This is a genomic window from Dyadobacter sandarakinus (genome assembly GCF_016894445.1).
GTDB classification, from domain to species: domain Bacteria; phylum Bacteroidota; class Bacteroidia; order Cytophagales; family Spirosomataceae; genus Dyadobacter; species Dyadobacter sandarakinus.
On the sequence record NZ_CP056775.1, the window covers coordinates 5,481,792 to 5,497,002 of the forward strand.

The window sequence follows — 15,211 nt, forward strand, 5'->3', positions numbered from 1 at the left end:
ATTAAACTAAAATTGATTCGCTGCCTAAGCCCCAAATTTCCATTTGAGCCGGATAGAAGCATTTCTGCCCATTTCGTCCGCATAGTACCTGAACCGGTTCAGGTAGTCGCGATAGGAGGTATTGAAAAGATTCTGCACTGCAATGCCGATTTCAAGCTGCTGTTTTTCTGAGACGGGAATAGTTACCCCCGACTGGATGTTCCAGATCGAATAACCTGGCGGGGGAGGAGCAAAATCACTCTGGGCCGGTACGCGCTTCTGCCGCGCGACCATCAGGTTTCCTGCCGAAACAAATAGCCTGTGCCACTTGCCACCATCCGGGAACTGGTACCTGAGCTCATGATCGAGGCGGTTGGATGGGATCATGACCAGGTAGCCATTGTTGCGCTCGTCATAAACCCGCAGGTAGCTGAGCTTGCTTGTAACCGTCAGGTTTTGTGTAAACTCCCAGCTGGCAGAAAGGTCAATGCCTTTGAAGCTCGCGTCAGTTTGGGTGTATTTAAAAGCAGGAAATGCTCCTCGAATGGTCAGGATAGGTTCAGCCTGGGGTTTGAGATAAATGAAGTCGGCAATGTAATTGTAGTATCCTCCCAGTTCAACAGTAAAGCGCTCACCGGTATATTTCACACTCAAAATCGAGTTCAATGCTTTTTCGGGCACCAGCGTGGAATCACCTTTTTCATAAGCTGCCGCTCCGTGATGCACACCGTCCGTAAAAAGCTCACTTACATTGGGGGCCCGCCAGGCAGTACCTACATTCAGCTTGGCCGACATGCGTCCTGAAAAGTTACGTGTAGCACCCAGCGTGCCCGAGAAGTTAGCGAACTGGAAATCATTGGCCACTTTCTGCCGGCTGACGATCCGGTAAGTGCGCAGTTTGCGCAGGTCATACCGTACACCGCCTTCAAGCTCCCACTTACTGGTTACCAGTCTTTCCAGCCCAAAAACACCGATATTGAACTGATTGAAATTCGGGATCAGCGGCCGGCCATCCATGAGGTTGTACTGGTACAAGGTACTGATGCCAAGCTGCCCGGTCAGCTTTCCGGCCAGGGGCTTATGGTCCCAGATCACATCATTGGTGAGGGTTGTTAGTCTGAAAGTCAGTTCAGGACGGTTGAGTGCCGCCAGGGAGTCATTTTTGGGTTTATGTAAATCAAATTCATTGCGGTTGTTGGCCTGGTATGCAAAAGTCCATTGCAAACGGTTACCATCCTCGAAATGATAATGCGTTTCGGCTTTCAGCAGGCTGTGGCGCACGTTCTGGTTGGGCCGGTTAATCCCGTAGCTGAACCCCGATTTTACCTGCGGCTCACCACTGGCAATCACATTGAGGAGGTCGGTAATACTTCCGATGTGTGAGCCCGAAAAAATACCGATTTGTGTATTGAAGTAGCTGTAAAATGCATCTACGCCAAATCCTTTGCGGCGATAGCCTGCCGCCAGTGAAAAGTTTTTCTCACTGATTCCTGTATTATCCAGAAAATAGCCGGGCGTACGAATGTTTCCTCCGCGTTTGATCGTACCCTGTGCGCGCCAGGCAAAGCTTTTGAAACCGCTTTGCAGCGTTGCCGAGGCCACGCCCTGCCGTCCGTTGCTAAATCCTACCGAATTCACCTCTCCTGAAAGTGCTCGCTTAAAAGGCAGTTCCTCCGGCTCAACGAGGATCACACCGCCTATTGCATCCGAACCGTACCGAACTGCTGCGGCACCTTTCACAACCGACAGGCGGGTTGCAACAAAAGGATCTATTTCCGGCGCGTGCTCGGAGCCCCATTGTTGCCCTTCCTGGCGCACGCCATTATTCATGATCAGGATACGGTTGCTATGCAGTCCGTGAATGACAGGCTTGGAAATCGATGAGCCGGTTTGCAGCGTAGTTACGCCTGTTATGCCTTTCAGGCTTTCACCCAGATTTTGCCCGCGGGTTTTGTCAAGGTCTTCACCTGTAAGTGTGGTAAGTGGCTGGGTAGCAGGTGAAGTTGTCCGGTGAGCTGTAATTTCAACATCGCGTAAATGTACCTCCTGTTCAAGCAGGCTGAAATTTTCTTCGTGACCGGCATGTAAGTCAATCTGCTGTTTATCAGGATTGTAGCCAATAATGCGGCATTCGAGGGTGTACTTTCCGGGACAAAGGTTCCGGAGCTCGTACCGGCCATCTTTATCCGTAAATACCCCACTGCTTTGTCCCGTCACAAAAACTGTGGCGCCCGGTACAGGCTGGCCGCTGTGCTGGTCTTTTACAACACCTTTTATGTAACATTCACACCCGGTTTTCTGGCCATGGGTGATCGTTATGGTAAAAAAAAGCAGGATGCTGAGCAGAAAGCGGTTCATTGGTCTTTTACAAACGCAGGAGTGATGTGGATTATAATGCCACAATGTTGCAAAAGTAAATCAAGTGCAACTGTGTTGCAAGAAATAGTTTAAAGTATTTGGGGCTTTAATAAGAGGGAGGAAGGAGGATGGAGGAGGGATATGTCTTGAATGTGTTAAAATAAAAAGCCGGAATGCTCGATGGGTTGAGTGCATTCCGGCTTTTTATTGGGGGGCTGCGATCAGACTCTTTCCAGTTTGACGGGGTAGGTCTTTTTAGCATTCCATTGACATACATAAATATTCTCATCATTATCCACGCATACATCGTGACAATGCATGAAAATGGGTTTTTCCTGTACCATAAGCTGCAATGCGCCATTCTGATATACAGGCTTGGTGCCGCCGGGATTGGAAATAACCTTATTGGATTTATCAAGAATGGTAACAAATCCTGAGTTCGGTGTCTGGTTCAGGTACCGCAGCCTTGACCAGCAAACTCCGGCAAACATCTGGTCTCCTTTGAAAACAGGCCGGCATACAAATGCGCCGGGGAGAAAAATGGTGCTGAGGTACTTGCCATCCAATGTGAACCTTTTGAATGCATTGTGCGCGCGGGAGGTCACCATGAGTGTCGGATTAGCCTTGTCACGATGGTCGATTGCAATGCCATGGGCTGTTGAAAACTGCGAATCTTCATCGCCCGTGCCGCCAAACTTATCAATAAATTCACCCTTCGGTGTGTAGCGGAGGATCCAGTTGGAGCCATATCCATCAGCCACATAAATCGTCCCGTCCGGCCCGATCGCACTTTCCGTCGGCTTAAACGGATCAGTTTCCTTGTAGGCCCCGGCTTTGGAAGGATGTTCAATCGTGAGCAGGATCTTACCTTTCATGTCCGTTTTAAAAACCTTGCCCAGATTAGGGTCGCATATAAAGAGGAACTCTTCCCCGTTTGCATTCCAGAGCGTAAGCCCGTGTCCGCCGGGGAATTCATGTCCCCAGCTGTCAAGCAGCTTTCCGGAGCGGTCGTAAACCAGAATGTTGTTTTTAACTTCATCTCCCACCATAATCAGCCTGCCTTTACTATCCTGTACCATTTCATGGCAATTGTTGACAGGAAACTGAGCGGCATCCAGGTTGCCCCAGCCCTGATGCACCTTGTAGCGGTAGGCACCATGGCCAATGGTCTCGCCATCAGCCTTGGGGGAAGCTTTCAGTATGTAAAATGGCTTGAACGTGATGGCAGCGGCTGTGGCAGCAGCCAGCCGGGTAAACTGGCGCCGGGATGGTTGGTCTTGCATGGTTGTGTTTTTATGCAAAAGCCCGTACCCCCGTTTTCTTACTATCAGAGGATCAAATGTGAAATGCCTGAGAAATGAGCTGCCTAGCTTGCAGAGTAGCGCTTGCCGTACCGGTTAAGCCAGTCGAGCAACCTGCTTACATCCTGCATTTTAAAGAGCTCACTGCCTGCATTCATGGTGGCTGCGGATCCGCATGCTACGCCCATGCGTACGGCCTCGCGGTACGATTTGCCCTGGTAAAGCATCCATACGATGCCCGCCAGCATACTATCCCCTGCGCCTACGGTACTTGTGGGCTGTACGGGAGGAGCAGGAATGTGCTCTACCTGGTCCTCGGTAACCAGCATCGCGCCCATCGCCCCCAGTGAAACAATCACTACCTCGCATTGCCCGCGGATGATCAGCGCACGCGCAGCATCGTCCACCTCGTCCATTTCCAGCTTATCCACACCTACCAGCTCGCAAAGCTCGGTAATGTTGGGTTTGAGGAGGTAAACACCGGCTTCTGCGGCATACCGCAAGGCTTCACCGGATGTATCGGCAATGAACTTGGCACCTTGTTTATGGGCGATTTCGGCAATCTGGCCGTAAAAGTTGGCAGGAACTCCCGGCGGGAGGCTGCCGCTGGCAATAATATAGGACGGCTTCGGATCAAATTCCTCCATTGTTTCCAGAATTGCCCGCACTTCCGTGGGCATCATTTCGGTACCGGGCATGCCGAACCGGTACTGGAGTCCTGTACTCGTTTCGAGGATATGCAGGTTTTCGCGCGTCCATTGCTTTGTTTCGATCACCATGGTTTCCACACCCTCGGCTTTCACCAGCTTGTGCAGCCGCTGACCGGTAGGGCCGCCTATCGTAAAAATGGCGATGGGATTGCCTCCAAGCCTGTGAATGGCCTTGGCCACATTGATACCGCCGCCTCCCGCCTCAAAGTTGGGCGTGCCGCAGCGCAGTTTATTGTCCGGGACAATGCGCGCCACATTGGAGCTTTTATCAAGGGCGGGATTGATGGTGAGTGTAACAATAGGTCCGGTTGCCATGGCAATATGGTATGTTCGTTTTAATTGAAATGGAAGAAAACCGTTGAGCGAATGAGTGCGAATAAAAGAAAAAAACTGATCCAAAAGCCTCTGGCTGCAATTTCTTCATGCAGCAACCGTTTACGCGTGATGGTTTCCGGTGTATCAGCAGGAGCTGTTTTCCTGATTTTACAGTAACATAAAAAAACAAAACGCCCTGCATCTGCAAGAGATACAGGGCGTTTTGCACGAATCATGTGCCTAGGCTACGGAGCGCAGCAGCGACATGGATGATTTTTCAAATTTATCCTTTGCATAATCAAGCGAAAGGGTAAACTCGGTCATATCTTTTTGGGAAGGCAGGTCAAACATGGCATCCGTCATAATCGACTCACAGATGGATCGCAGTCCGCGCGCGCCGAGCTTGTAAGCCATCGCCTGATCCACAATGTAATCAAACACATCTTCATCAAAGTTGAGCTTGATGCCCTCCATTTCAAAAAGCTTGCTGTACTGCTTCACAAGCGCATTTTTCGGTTCTGTCAGAATCCTGCGCAAAGTCTCACGGTCAAGCGGGTTGAGGTAAGTCAGTACCGGTAGACGGCCGATGAGCTCGGGAATGAGACCGAATGATTTAAGGTCCATAGCCGTCACGTAGCGCATCAGGTTTCCTTTATCAAAAATTTCGATAATGCGGTTATCACCTGAAAATCCGATCGGACGTGTATTGATTCTTTTTCCGATATGTCTTTCAATACCGTCAAATGCACCTCCGCAAATGAAAAGAATGTTCTCGGTATTGAGCGTAATCATTTTCTGGTCAGGGTGCTTACGACCTCCCTGGGGCGGTACATTCACAATGGATCCTTCCAGTAATTTGAGCAGAGCCTGCTGAACACCCTCGCCGCTTACATCCCTTGTGATCGAAGGGTTGTCCGACTTGCGCGCAATTTTATCAATCTCATCAATGTAAACAATCCCCCTTTCCGCAGCTTCCACATTATAGTCGGCAGCCTGAAGAAGACGGGTAAGGATGGTTTCTACGTCTTCGCCCACATACCCCGCCTCGGTAACAACGGTCGCATCTGCCACACAGAAAGGCACCTGCAGGATACGGGCGATGGATTTGGCCAGGTAGGTTTTACCGGTACCGGTTTCGCCCACCATAATAATGTTTGATTTTTCAATCACCACATCATCTTCGGTGGTCAGCTGGTTGATCCTTTTATAATGATTATATACGGCTACGGCGAGCGAGCGTTTCGCTTCGTCCTGGCCTATCACATATTGTTCGAGAAAATGCTTGATTTCGGCTGGGGGGATGGGCTTGAGTTTGGGCAGCTTATTTTTCTTTTCTTTTTTATCCTCTTTACCTCCCAGTTCCTCGGTTACTACCTGGTAACCCTGGGATATGCAGTGATTACAAATGTGTGCATCAATTCCTGAGAGTAATAAATCTACTTCGTTTTTCTTACGTCCGCAGAACGAACAACTTACTTGTGCCATTGATGTGAGTTAAACTGTGAATGTAATTCTACCGCACGCCTCTTCCGATGAACTAAAAGTTTGACATAGCCATCGCGACCTTAACAACAAACAGCATTACTTTATTGTTTCCGATGTTTGCTGTTTCAATAACCGTCCCATGCATCCAGTGCACCTGCCGGTTTGCATTTAGTACAAATTTCCATGTTTTTGGCTTGCTTACCAAGCTTTCAGGTACCCATAAAATAAAAAGCGCCTGCCGGGAAAACCAGGCAGGCACTTGATCAGATTGTTTCCGGCATTACTTATCGCGGGTAAGCACCTCGTCAATCAGGCCGTATTCTTTGGCTTCGGTCGCTCTGAGCCACTTGTCACGGTCAGAGTCGAGCCCGATCTGCTCGGCAGTCTGGCCGGTATGTTTTGCAAGAATTTCGTACAATTCATGACGCAGCTTCACGATCTCACGGGTAGTGATTTCGATATCCACGGAAGTACCCTGTGCACCGCCTGATGGCTGGTGGATCATCACCCTTGCGTGCGGCAGGGCCGAGCGTTTGCCGGCAGCACCGCCTGCGAGCAATACGGCACCCATGGAAGCCGCAAGGCTGGTACATACTGTTGCCACATCGGGGCGTACATACTGCATGGTATCATAAATTCCCAGACCGGCGTACACAGAGCCGCCCGGGCTGTTGATGTACATCAGGATATCTTTTTTGGGATCTGCCGATTCGAGGAAGAGCAGCTGGGCTACTATGATGTTGGCAATGTTATCGTCCACACCAGTACCCATAAAAATGATACGGTCGGCCATGAGGCGCGAGAAAACATCCACTTCCCGGAAGTTCATGGGACGTTCCTCGATCACCGAGCGCGTCATGTTTTCAACAGTATGATTTACATAACCGTCGATGGTAAGGCCATTCATTCCTAAATGATTGACGGCATATTTTCTGAATTCGTTTCCGTAATGCATGAACAAGCTGAATTTAAATGATTGTATTTACCAAATCTGAAACCCAAAGCAATACTGCTGCTGCCTGTATTCCAGGTTTGCCACGGCACTTTGTCCTGTGGCCTGTTCACAAAATTGATTATTTCGTTGAAAAAACCTTATCATTTCAAGTGATAAATTATCGAAAATTGCGATTAGCAGTTTTTCAGTACTGTGACTATTTTAGTGTATCAATTGTTTTGCCAGAAAGGGTAAATGTCGGATATTATGAATATTTCTTCCAATTTGTCAGAGCGGGTCCGGCTCATTCGGCTGCAAAAGGGACTGTCACAGGAAAATATGGCAGACATGCTCGGTTTATCAACGACCGCATATGGCGATCTTGAACGCGGCCGTACCGAAGTCTCCATCTCGCGTCTTGAAAATATTGCAAAGGTACTGGACATGCCTGTACAGGAACTTCTCGGACTTAATACCAGTACGTTGTCCGAAGCCGAATGGCTCCGGCAGGAAAATGCCCGTCTGCTGGCCGCCAATGAGCGGTTGCAGGCCGAGCTCAGTCAATGGAAAGCCAGGTTTAGCCAGTTGTTTTCGGGCACGCTGCTGCGCGAAACCGGTGAGCAGAGGGAGCGTATCGGATTTTGAAAATACAAGTGCAGGCAGCGTGACCAAAGAAGGAAGGATACGTCAAAAGTATACCAACCATCTTTTGTCACATGAAGCCCTTTCTGACCTGTACCTTCCTGATACTGTGCACCGCATTCCTGGCGGCGCAGCCGGTGTACTTTCACCAGACATTTTCCGGTTCCGGCAGCTTTGTTAATCCGGAGCCTGACACCGGGCAGTTCAGTCACATGATCCTGACAGCCCCGGCGCTTTCCTACCACAAATTCCATAAGGGTTATATGGAGCTCGTCCGTACCCTGCAGGATTCTGCTACCGGTGGTATCATCCGGGCCATGCGGGCGACGCCTTTTATGCCGGTACCTGATGCCCTGATGATCAGGGTGACATTAAGTGCTGAGCAAATCCAGTCTGTTTCGCCCAATGCCATTTACTTTTATGTAGGTGAACATTTTAATCCTGTGAACAATGCTTTTCCAGGCAATGACCTGATGTTTGGTAAAGTGTCCCTTCATTTTCTGAGCAACAGTTTTGTGATCAAGGACCATCAGACGCAGGCATTTAGCAAACAGATACCTTCAAAAACACCTGTCACCCTGACCTGGGTGCTGAACAACTCAGGAGAGGTAGTGGCTTATGAGCTGCCGGAAAGCCGGCAAGCTTACAGCGCATTGCCGGGTACCTATGATCTTTGGGTTGACAGCTCGCTTGTGGGCCGGGGGATTCCGGCATATCCCATGCATTCCCCGTTTTCAGCCACCAAGCTTTCCAACTTTGAAATGCGATTCCGTAACGGAGTAGGTAAGGTCAGGATTTATGAAATACTGATAAAAGGAATGCATAGTCGCCGGGCCGCGGATCGTGCATGGGTTGCGCCCAATCCAAGTCCCCACAACCGTATTGAGCTCCAAGCCGGAAGTATGCGAGAGAAAACGTTGCAGCTCACGAGGCAAAATGGCCAGCAGGTAGCATGCAGTACAACCTGGCAAAATTCCGGTACGCTCATTATTTCGCCTCACCAACCGCTCGTGCCGGGTATCTATCTGGTGATGTACGATGATCTTGAAGGTCGCAAACGGTCGCTCCGGGTAATGGTGGAGTGAGTGCTGGTTTGTAGCGTTAATACAGTGTCAAAAAGTGACAAAATAGCCTCAAAAACCGGAAACTCAAGATTCGGACCGGAAACTCGGTATCATTTTCCGGCACAGAAACGGAGCTCTATTTTCGTGGCCTAAATCAAAAATTTTTTAACTACCATGAAAAATCAAAATTTTAAAAGTTTCAAAAGTTTCCTGTTTGTGGCCCTGCTGGCACTCGGTATCATGTCGTGCGACAAAGACAAAAATGATCCGGCACCCGGTGGCGGAAACGATAACGGAGTAGAAGGAAAGTGGAAAATAGCTGCGATTACAGTGGATCCGGCCCAGGATGGCATTACCGATTATCTGGCCTACCTGGAAGCATTGACCGGAAACCACTGTTTATCTTCCATCATATTTGAGTTCAAAGGCAATGGAAGTATTGACGGGGTTGTTCCGCAGGGTTGTTCCGATGAAGCCGAAGACTCAGACGTGCTGGACGACAAGGCAACCTGGCAGGTAGTAGGCAACAAAATCCAGCTGAAAGAAGGAAATGATATTACTGAATACGACCTGCAGGTAAGCAAAACCGAGATGAAATGGTCTCAGCAGGAAACGGAAGACGGCGTAAGTTACAAGTATACCCTCGTGTTCAAGCGCCAGTAGCATGCATGAGCGGGAAAATGTACGCATCTAAAAACAAAACATTCTCCTGATATTTATTAATTTTAGCAGCAAATAGCCGGGCATAAGTCCGGCTATTTGCATAATATTGTATTAATTCTTGAAAAACCCTGATTAACTAAAATGGAGTCCCTTTCTGCCTCACGTTCTGATGCATCCCATCTCTTCAGTGCCCCGGTTATAGTAGCAGCCCTTGGCTATTTTGTTGACATTTACGATCTGCTCCTTTTTGGTATTGTAAGGTTGCCCAGTCTGGCATCACTCGGGCTTTCGGAGGCCGATATTTCCCTGACAGGTGCCAGCATCCTTAACTGGCAAATGACCGGATTGTTGCTCGGTGGAATTCTATGGGGGATTTTGGGCGATAAAAAAGGCAGACTTTCCGTATTGTTTGGATCTATTATCACCTATTCCCTGGCCAACATTGCCTGTGGTTTTGTGCAGGATGTTACCGTTTACAAGCTGCTGCGTTTCGTGGCCGGCGTGGGTCTGGCCGGCGAGCTGGGAGCAGGCATTACGCTCGTGTCCGAAATCCTGCCCAAACATCTCCGCGCCATCGGCACTTCACTGGTTGCCGGAATTGGTCTTCTGGGCGCTGTAGTGGCTTACTTCACTGTCGAGTTTTTTGACTGGCGCAATGCCTACCTGATCGGAGGGGGCCTGGGGATTTCGCTTCTTCTGCTAAGAATCGGTGTTTTTGAGTCGGGGATCTTTAAAGATATGAAAGACCAGCACCACATTGAAAAAGGCAATTTCTTTGCATTGTTTACAAATAAAGATCGTTTACTAAGATATCTGAAATGCATCGGCATCGGTTTGCCAACCTGGTTTGTGATCGGGATACTGGCTACCTTCAGCAATGAATTTGGCAAGGCACTGGGCATTCAAGAGGCAGTGAAGCCCGGACTTTCCATTATGTGGTGTTATGTAGGATTATCGATTGGTGACCTCTGCAGCGGTTTCCTTAGTCACTGGCTGGAAAGTCGTAAGAAAGCAGTGCTGTACCTAATGCTGTTTACACTGATATGGAGCGGTGTTTACCTTTATGCAGGGATCAAAACAGCTGATGTTTTCTATGGCGTGGCAGCCCTGCTCGGGTTTGGCATCGGGTACTGGGCCATGTTCGTGACCATTGGTGCGGAACAGTTTGGTACCAACCTGCGTGCGACTGCTGCGACTACTGTGCCTAATATGGTTCGGGGTACGGTTGTACTGATGACCACCCTTTTTGCCGTTTTTAAAGATTCCTTTTCAGTCCTCAACTCAGGTGCACTGGTGGGTGTTATCTGCTTTATAATAGGGATTGTATGCATTATTACGATTCCCGAGACACACGGTCGTGATCTCGATTTTCTTGAAGAATAGCGTTTCAAAAAATTTAAATAAAAATCAAATGGAAAGACGCGTGGCGCTGAAAAGCATGGCATTGGCCATGGGCGCACTGGCGAATTTGCCGGCCTGGGCATCCGGATGGAGCAAGAGCTCACTTGCGAAAATCAGCTTCCTTTCCGCCGATCAGTCCAGGAACCTGACTGCGATCGTAGAGACCATCATTCCGAAAACGGATACGCCGGGTGCAGGCGAGCTGGGTGTAGGCGAGTTTGTACAAAAAATGGTGAAGGATTGCTATGATACCAACACCCAGACAAATCTGTCGGGCGGAATCTCCAATCTGGACGAGCAGAGTATCCAGCGGTTTGGAAAATCATTCGCGGATGCAGGTAAAGAGCAAAGACTGACGCTACTGCAGGAAGCCGAAAAGAGTACCGACGCAAGCCAGAAAGCTTTTTTTGGTTTGGTGAAAAACCTGACAATCCAGGGCTACATGTCTTCCGAGTACGTTATGACCAATATCACCCATTATGAATTGGTGCCAGCCCGCTATCATGGCTGCGTACCTCTTAAAAAGGGATAATGGAGGAAGGAGGAAGGGAGAAAAGGAAGTCTGCTAAAAAACATCGTCCTTTTTCCCCTTCCTCCATCCTCCTTTCTCCTTCTTTCCTAAAAACCTATGGCGAATTTCAATATTGACAGTAAAAAAGCCCGTACCTACGATGCGATTGTGGTTGGATCAGGTATCAGTGGCGGCTGGTCGGCTAAGGAGCTGACCGAAAAAGGGATGAAAACCCTCCTGCTGGAACGGGGCCGCGATGTGCAGCACATCAAGGATTATCCGACCACCAACATGATGCCCTGGGAATTCGAGCATCGTGGGCGCCTGCCGAAAGAAATAACGGACGCAAACCCGATTGCAAGTAGATGCTACGCATTTGGTGAGTCTTCTGCACACTTTTTTGCAAAAGATAATGAGCATCCCTATGTTCAGAACAAACCATTTGACTGGCTCAGGGGATACCAGGTAGGCGGAAAGTCGCTCCTTTGGGCGCGGCAGACGCAACGCTGGAGCAAATACGATTTTGAAGGCCCTGCACGGGACAAGTTTGCAGTGGAGTGGCCGATCGGCTACGATGATATTGCACCCTGGTACAGCCACGTGGAGAAATTTGCAGGTATTACAGGAAATAAAGACGGATTGGACTCATTGCCCGACGGAGAATTCCTGCCGCCGCACGAGCTCAACTGTGTGGAGAAATACTTCAAGGAACAGGTTTCAAAAACGTATAAAGACCGCCATTTTATCATCGGTCGGGCTGCGCACATTACGGAACCCAAGCAGGTGCACCTGGATCAGGGACGTGCGAAATGCCAGAACCGTACCTTGTGCGAGAGAGGCTGTCCGTTTGGCGGATATTTCAGCAGCAACTCTTCCACAATTCCCTGGGCACTGAAAACCGGGAATCTGACATTGCGTCCGCATTCCGTTGTGCATTCGGTGATTTATGATGATAAAAAAGGCAAAGCCTCTGGTGTACGCGTTATTGATGCGAATACGAAGGAAGTAATGGAGTTTTATGCAGATATTATTTTTATCAATGCTGCTGCGCTCAACTCCAATCTGATCTTATTGAACTCTACGTCAAGCCGCTTTCCGGACGGACTTGGTAATGATAGTGGTGTACTGGGTAAATACGTCGCATTTCACAATTACCGCGCGACGGTTTCGGGTGAATACGAGGGTTTCCTGGATTCCAATGATGACGGCCGCAGACCGAATGGTGGCTACATTCCGCGTTTCCGGAATGTGTACAAGCAGGATACAGACTTTTTGCGTGGATACGCAGCAGGTTTCGGGGCTGGCCGGATAGAGTTCAATGATGAATCGGGATTGGGTGAATCACTCAAAGCCGGGTTACATAAAACCTTGTATGGTAACTGGAGCGTAGGTTCGCATATGATGGGTGAGACGATTCCCAAAGAATCAAACTTCGTCGCACTCGACAAGACGCAAAAAGATGCGTGGGGGATTCCACTGCTTAATATTTCGGTGGATTATGACGACAATGATGAAAAAATGATCAAGGACTACATGGAGCAGGTGTCGGAGATGTTTGTTCAAGCCGGTTTCAAGAATGTGAAATCAAATGATAATCACCGTAATCCGGGCAATGACATTCACGAAATGGGTGGCGCGCGGATGGGCAAAGATCCCAAAACCTCGGTGCTCAACAAATGGAATCAGGTGCACGCATGTAAGAATGTATTTGTTACCGACGGGGCCTGCATGACGTCTACGTCAACACAAAATCCTTCGCTCACCTACATGGCCCTCTCAGCCCGCGCGGTTGATCATGCGGTGAAGGAAATGAAAGCGAAGAATTTGTAAGCATCAGAAATTACAGTAAAGTCAAAAGCCGTGCATTTGCGCGGCTTTTTTCTTTGCAGGCAACCTGATTTTCTGATGCCCGGAGTGCCTCAGAAAACCTGCCCGGATCATCGGGGTTTGCAATGGATGGAAGGTTCAGCGGGATACAAAGTTGCAAGGTGCATATCATTGATCCGGTGCTTACAATATCACTTATAAAAGTTTTCATTTTTTTTAATTAAGAGTAAGGGGATTCAAGTGCAAGAAAGTCTTTTAATTATTACATAAAAAGAGACTCTATGCGCGATCCTCTATCTCACCAAGACTCTCAGGAAAACACGCCGTTTCGGGCACCTGCCGAGCAGGAGAATCCTCAATCCAAAGAGGTGGATGCCGCCCAGTTCCTGAAACTGACATTTGAACAAGATCCCGGAAAAGGGCTCGAATTATTGTTCAGGAGATTCTATGCCCCATTATGCAGTCATGCGGTGCGTTTTGTCTATTCCAGGCAAATCGCGGAAGACCTGGTGAGTGAGGTATTCTTCCAGTTTTACAGGACCAAAGCATACGAAAACATTACAACTTCATACACGAGCTACCTTTTCCGGTCGGTACGTAATGAATGCTATACCTATATGCGCCGGGAATTTGGCAGGACAGACAGTCTGGAATCATCGGTAGAGACGGCTGAAGAAACACGCCACCAGCAGCCCGACGCTGAAATTCACTACAACAATCTTTTTATCAAAGTCAATGAGGCGATCAGCCGCCTGCCCATGCAATGCCAGAAAGTTTTTCTGCTGAGCAGGTTTGAAAATAAAAAGTACAGCGAGATCGCCGACGAGCTTCATATCTCACCCAAGACCGTTGAGGTCCATATCTCCAAAGCATTGAAGCACCTGCGGACTGCATTGCGTGGAGAGTGGATGATCTCCCTTGCGCTTACCGTGGTGAGCACTTCCGAAATGATATAACTCTTGCTAACAGGCCGCTTTGAGCCTCGAACTGCATATAAGATGAAAGGCACATTATCAAAATTGACGCTCTTTGAGTATTTGTCGGGGCGGGCAAATCCACTTGAAAGACAGCGGGTAGAGGATTGGATCGGGTCTGAGGCAAATTCAGAGTTGTTTTACCAGTGGCTCCTTGAATATGAATCTCAATATCCGCAGTTCAGTCCGGACGAGGATGCGGCAGCGACTGCATTGTTGAATCGTATTAATACGGGCTTTCAGGAAAGTCCTGCCCGGCATGAGGATGAGCAGGGTTTTCAGTACCCCAATGCTCCCGTACAATGGAGCCGCTACTGGCTTATGGCAGCAAGCATTGCGGTTGTTTTTGGGTTCGGATGGATTTTTCGTGAACCGGTTTTTTACAAGACCTATCAAACAGGCTACGGGCAAACCACAGAAGTGTACCTTGAAGATGGCAGCCGGGTATGCCTGAATGCCAATTCAAAATTGAAGGTGCCACGCCTCGGGTTCGCTGCTGATGTCCGGAATGTAATCCTGGAAGGTGAAGCCGAGTTTGCTGTCAGCCATACAATAGACCACAAGCGTTTTGTGGTGAAAACCTCGGAACAGTTTCAGGTGGAGGTATTGGGTACTACGTTCTCGGTTTTTGCCAGGCCCCGCGGTACCAGGGTAGCCCTTAAATCGGGGAGTGTGCGCCTCGATTATTCTCAGAATAACAAGAAATCCAAGGTGCTGATGGAACCGGGCGACCTCGCCAGTCTCGACCGGAGTGGCGCAGTGCAGCTGATGAAAAAGCAGGATTTCAGAACTTTTGCACCCTGGACCGAGCAGCGCTACGTCTTCAATGGCACACCGGTGCAGGAGATTGCGGCGATGATCGAGGAAAACTTCGGCCAGAAGGTGGCACTGGCTGACCCTGTCATCGGGCGGCGCACGATTACCGGAAATTTCAAGACCAAAAGTGCTCAGGAACTGCTTAAAACAGTGTCCGAGGTACTTGACCTGCACATACAGCAGCAGGGTGATACTACTCTTTTAACCAATAATTAACTCATCCTAAACCTT

The 15,211-nt window shown here is 49.0% G+C and carries 13 protein-coding genes; 8 read left to right on the top strand and 5 right to left on the bottom strand.

Annotated elements, in window-relative coordinates; genetic code table 11:
- Positions 1 to 24: 24 nt before the first annotated feature.
- From HWI92_RS22640 to HWI92_RS22660, 5 genes are all read right to left on the bottom strand, one after another.
- Entirely contained in the window at positions 25 to 2,337 is a 2,313-nt protein-coding gene (locus tag HWI92_RS22640) for a TonB-dependent receptor (RefSeq protein ID WP_204659553.1), read from the bottom strand.
- Positions 2,338 to 2,558: 221 nt separating this feature from the next.
- The gene (locus HWI92_RS22645) at positions 2,559 to 3,620 is read right to left on the bottom strand and encodes an NHL repeat-containing protein (RefSeq protein ID WP_204659555.1); all 1,062 of its coding nucleotides are present in this window, start codon (positions 3,618 to 3,620) and stop codon (positions 2,559 to 2,561) included.
- Between the two features lie 83 nt (positions 3,621 to 3,703).
- A complete protein-coding gene (locus HWI92_RS22650) occupies positions 3,704 to 4,663 on the bottom strand; it encodes a 1-phosphofructokinase family hexose kinase (RefSeq protein WP_204659557.1) in 960 nt (319 codons plus the stop codon).
- A gap of 240 nt (positions 4,664 to 4,903) precedes the next feature.
- On the bottom strand, positions 4,904 to 6,148 hold the full coding sequence (gene clpX / locus HWI92_RS22655) for an ATP-dependent Clp protease ATP-binding subunit ClpX (protein WP_204659559.1): 1,245 nt from the start codon (positions 6,146 to 6,148) through the stop codon (positions 4,904 to 4,906).
- A gap of 280 nt (positions 6,149 to 6,428) precedes the next feature.
- The gene (locus tag HWI92_RS22660; RefSeq protein WP_204659562.1) at positions 6,429 to 7,103 is read right to left on the bottom strand and encodes a ClpP family protease; all 675 of its coding nucleotides are present in this window, start codon (positions 7,101 to 7,103) and stop codon (positions 6,429 to 6,431) included.
- Between the two features lie 246 nt (positions 7,104 to 7,349).
- Between HWI92_RS22660 and HWI92_RS22665 the strand changes: the two genes are divergently transcribed.
- From HWI92_RS22665 to HWI92_RS22700, 8 genes are all read left to right on the top strand, one after another.
- Positions 7,350 to 7,727 (top strand): helix-turn-helix domain-containing protein, encoded by a 378-nt coding sequence (locus HWI92_RS22665; RefSeq protein WP_204659564.1) that lies wholly within the window; start codon positions 7,350 to 7,352, stop codon positions 7,725 to 7,727.
- 71 nt (positions 7,728 to 7,798) lie between these two features.
- Positions 7,799 to 8,809 carry a T9SS type A sorting domain-containing protein gene (locus HWI92_RS22670; RefSeq protein WP_204659566.1) on the top strand — a complete coding sequence of 337 codons (1,011 nt, stop codon included), beginning with the start codon at positions 7,799 to 7,801 and terminating at the stop codon, positions 8,807 to 8,809.
- 153 nt (positions 8,810 to 8,962) lie between these two features.
- Positions 8,963 to 9,451 carry a lipocalin-like domain-containing protein gene (locus HWI92_RS22675; RefSeq protein WP_204659568.1) on the top strand — a complete coding sequence of 163 codons (489 nt, stop codon included), beginning with the start codon at positions 8,963 to 8,965 and terminating at the stop codon, positions 9,449 to 9,451.
- A 141-nt stretch (positions 9,452 to 9,592) separates the two neighbouring features.
- Positions 9,593 to 10,834 carry an MFS transporter gene (locus HWI92_RS22680; RefSeq protein ID WP_204659570.1) on the top strand — a complete coding sequence of 414 codons (1,242 nt, stop codon included), beginning with the start codon at positions 9,593 to 9,595 and terminating at the stop codon, positions 10,832 to 10,834.
- A 28-nt stretch (positions 10,835 to 10,862) separates the two neighbouring features.
- Positions 10,863 to 11,384 carry a gluconate 2-dehydrogenase subunit 3 family protein gene (locus HWI92_RS22685; RefSeq protein WP_229248500.1) on the top strand — a complete coding sequence of 174 codons (522 nt, stop codon included), beginning with the start codon at positions 10,863 to 10,865 and terminating at the stop codon, positions 11,382 to 11,384.
- Between the two features lie 96 nt (positions 11,385 to 11,480).
- On the top strand, positions 11,481 to 13,193 hold the full coding sequence (locus HWI92_RS22690; protein ID WP_204659572.1) for a GMC oxidoreductase: 1,713 nt from the start codon (positions 11,481 to 11,483) through the stop codon (positions 13,191 to 13,193).
- 278 nt (positions 13,194 to 13,471) lie between these two features.
- The gene (locus tag HWI92_RS22695) at positions 13,472 to 14,146 is read left to right on the top strand and encodes an RNA polymerase sigma-70 factor (RefSeq protein ID WP_204659574.1); all 675 of its coding nucleotides are present in this window, start codon (positions 13,472 to 13,474) and stop codon (positions 14,144 to 14,146) included.
- Between the two features lie 42 nt (positions 14,147 to 14,188).
- A complete protein-coding gene (locus HWI92_RS22700; protein WP_204659576.1) occupies positions 14,189 to 15,196 on the top strand; it encodes a FecR family protein in 1,008 nt (335 codons plus the stop codon).
- Positions 15,197 to 15,211 lie beyond the last annotated feature (15 nt).

What these genes read in the sequence shown, in the direction of transcription:
- HWI92_RS22640 (WP_204659553.1), bottom strand. Translation starts at nt 2,337, where the DNA reads ATGAACCGCTTTCTGCTCAGCATCCTGCTTTTTTTTACCATAACGATC.
- HWI92_RS22645 (WP_204659555.1), bottom strand. Translation starts at nt 3,620, where the DNA reads ATGCAAGACCAACCATCCCGGCGCCAGTTTACCCGGCTGGCTGCTGCC.
- HWI92_RS22650 (WP_204659557.1), bottom strand. Translation starts at nt 4,663, where the DNA reads ATGGCAACCGGACCTATTGTTACACTCACCATCAATCCCGCCCTTGAT.
- clpX (WP_204659559.1), bottom strand. Translation starts at nt 6,148, where the DNA reads ATGGCACAAGTAAGTTGTTCGTTCTGCGGACGTAAGAAAAACGAAGTA.
- HWI92_RS22660 (WP_204659562.1), bottom strand. Translation starts at nt 7,103, where the DNA reads ATGCATTACGGAAACGAATTCAGAAAATATGCCGTCAATCATTTAGGA.
- HWI92_RS22665 (WP_204659564.1), top strand. Translation starts at nt 7,350, where the DNA reads ATGAATATTTCTTCCAATTTGTCAGAGCGGGTCCGGCTCATTCGGCTG.
- HWI92_RS22670 (WP_204659566.1), top strand. Translation starts at nt 7,799, where the DNA reads ATGAAGCCCTTTCTGACCTGTACCTTCCTGATACTGTGCACCGCATTC.
- HWI92_RS22675 (WP_204659568.1), top strand. Translation starts at nt 8,963, where the DNA reads ATGAAAAATCAAAATTTTAAAAGTTTCAAAAGTTTCCTGTTTGTGGCC.
- HWI92_RS22680 (WP_204659570.1), top strand. Translation starts at nt 9,593, where the DNA reads ATGGAGTCCCTTTCTGCCTCACGTTCTGATGCATCCCATCTCTTCAGT.
- HWI92_RS22685 (WP_229248500.1), top strand. Translation starts at nt 10,863, where the DNA reads ATGGAAAGACGCGTGGCGCTGAAAAGCATGGCATTGGCCATGGGCGCA.
- HWI92_RS22690 (WP_204659572.1), top strand. Translation starts at nt 11,481, where the DNA reads ATGGCGAATTTCAATATTGACAGTAAAAAAGCCCGTACCTACGATGCG.
- HWI92_RS22695 (WP_204659574.1), top strand. Translation starts at nt 13,472, where the DNA reads ATGCGCGATCCTCTATCTCACCAAGACTCTCAGGAAAACACGCCGTTT.
- HWI92_RS22700 (WP_204659576.1), top strand. Translation starts at nt 14,189, where the DNA reads ATGAAAGGCACATTATCAAAATTGACGCTCTTTGAGTATTTGTCGGGG.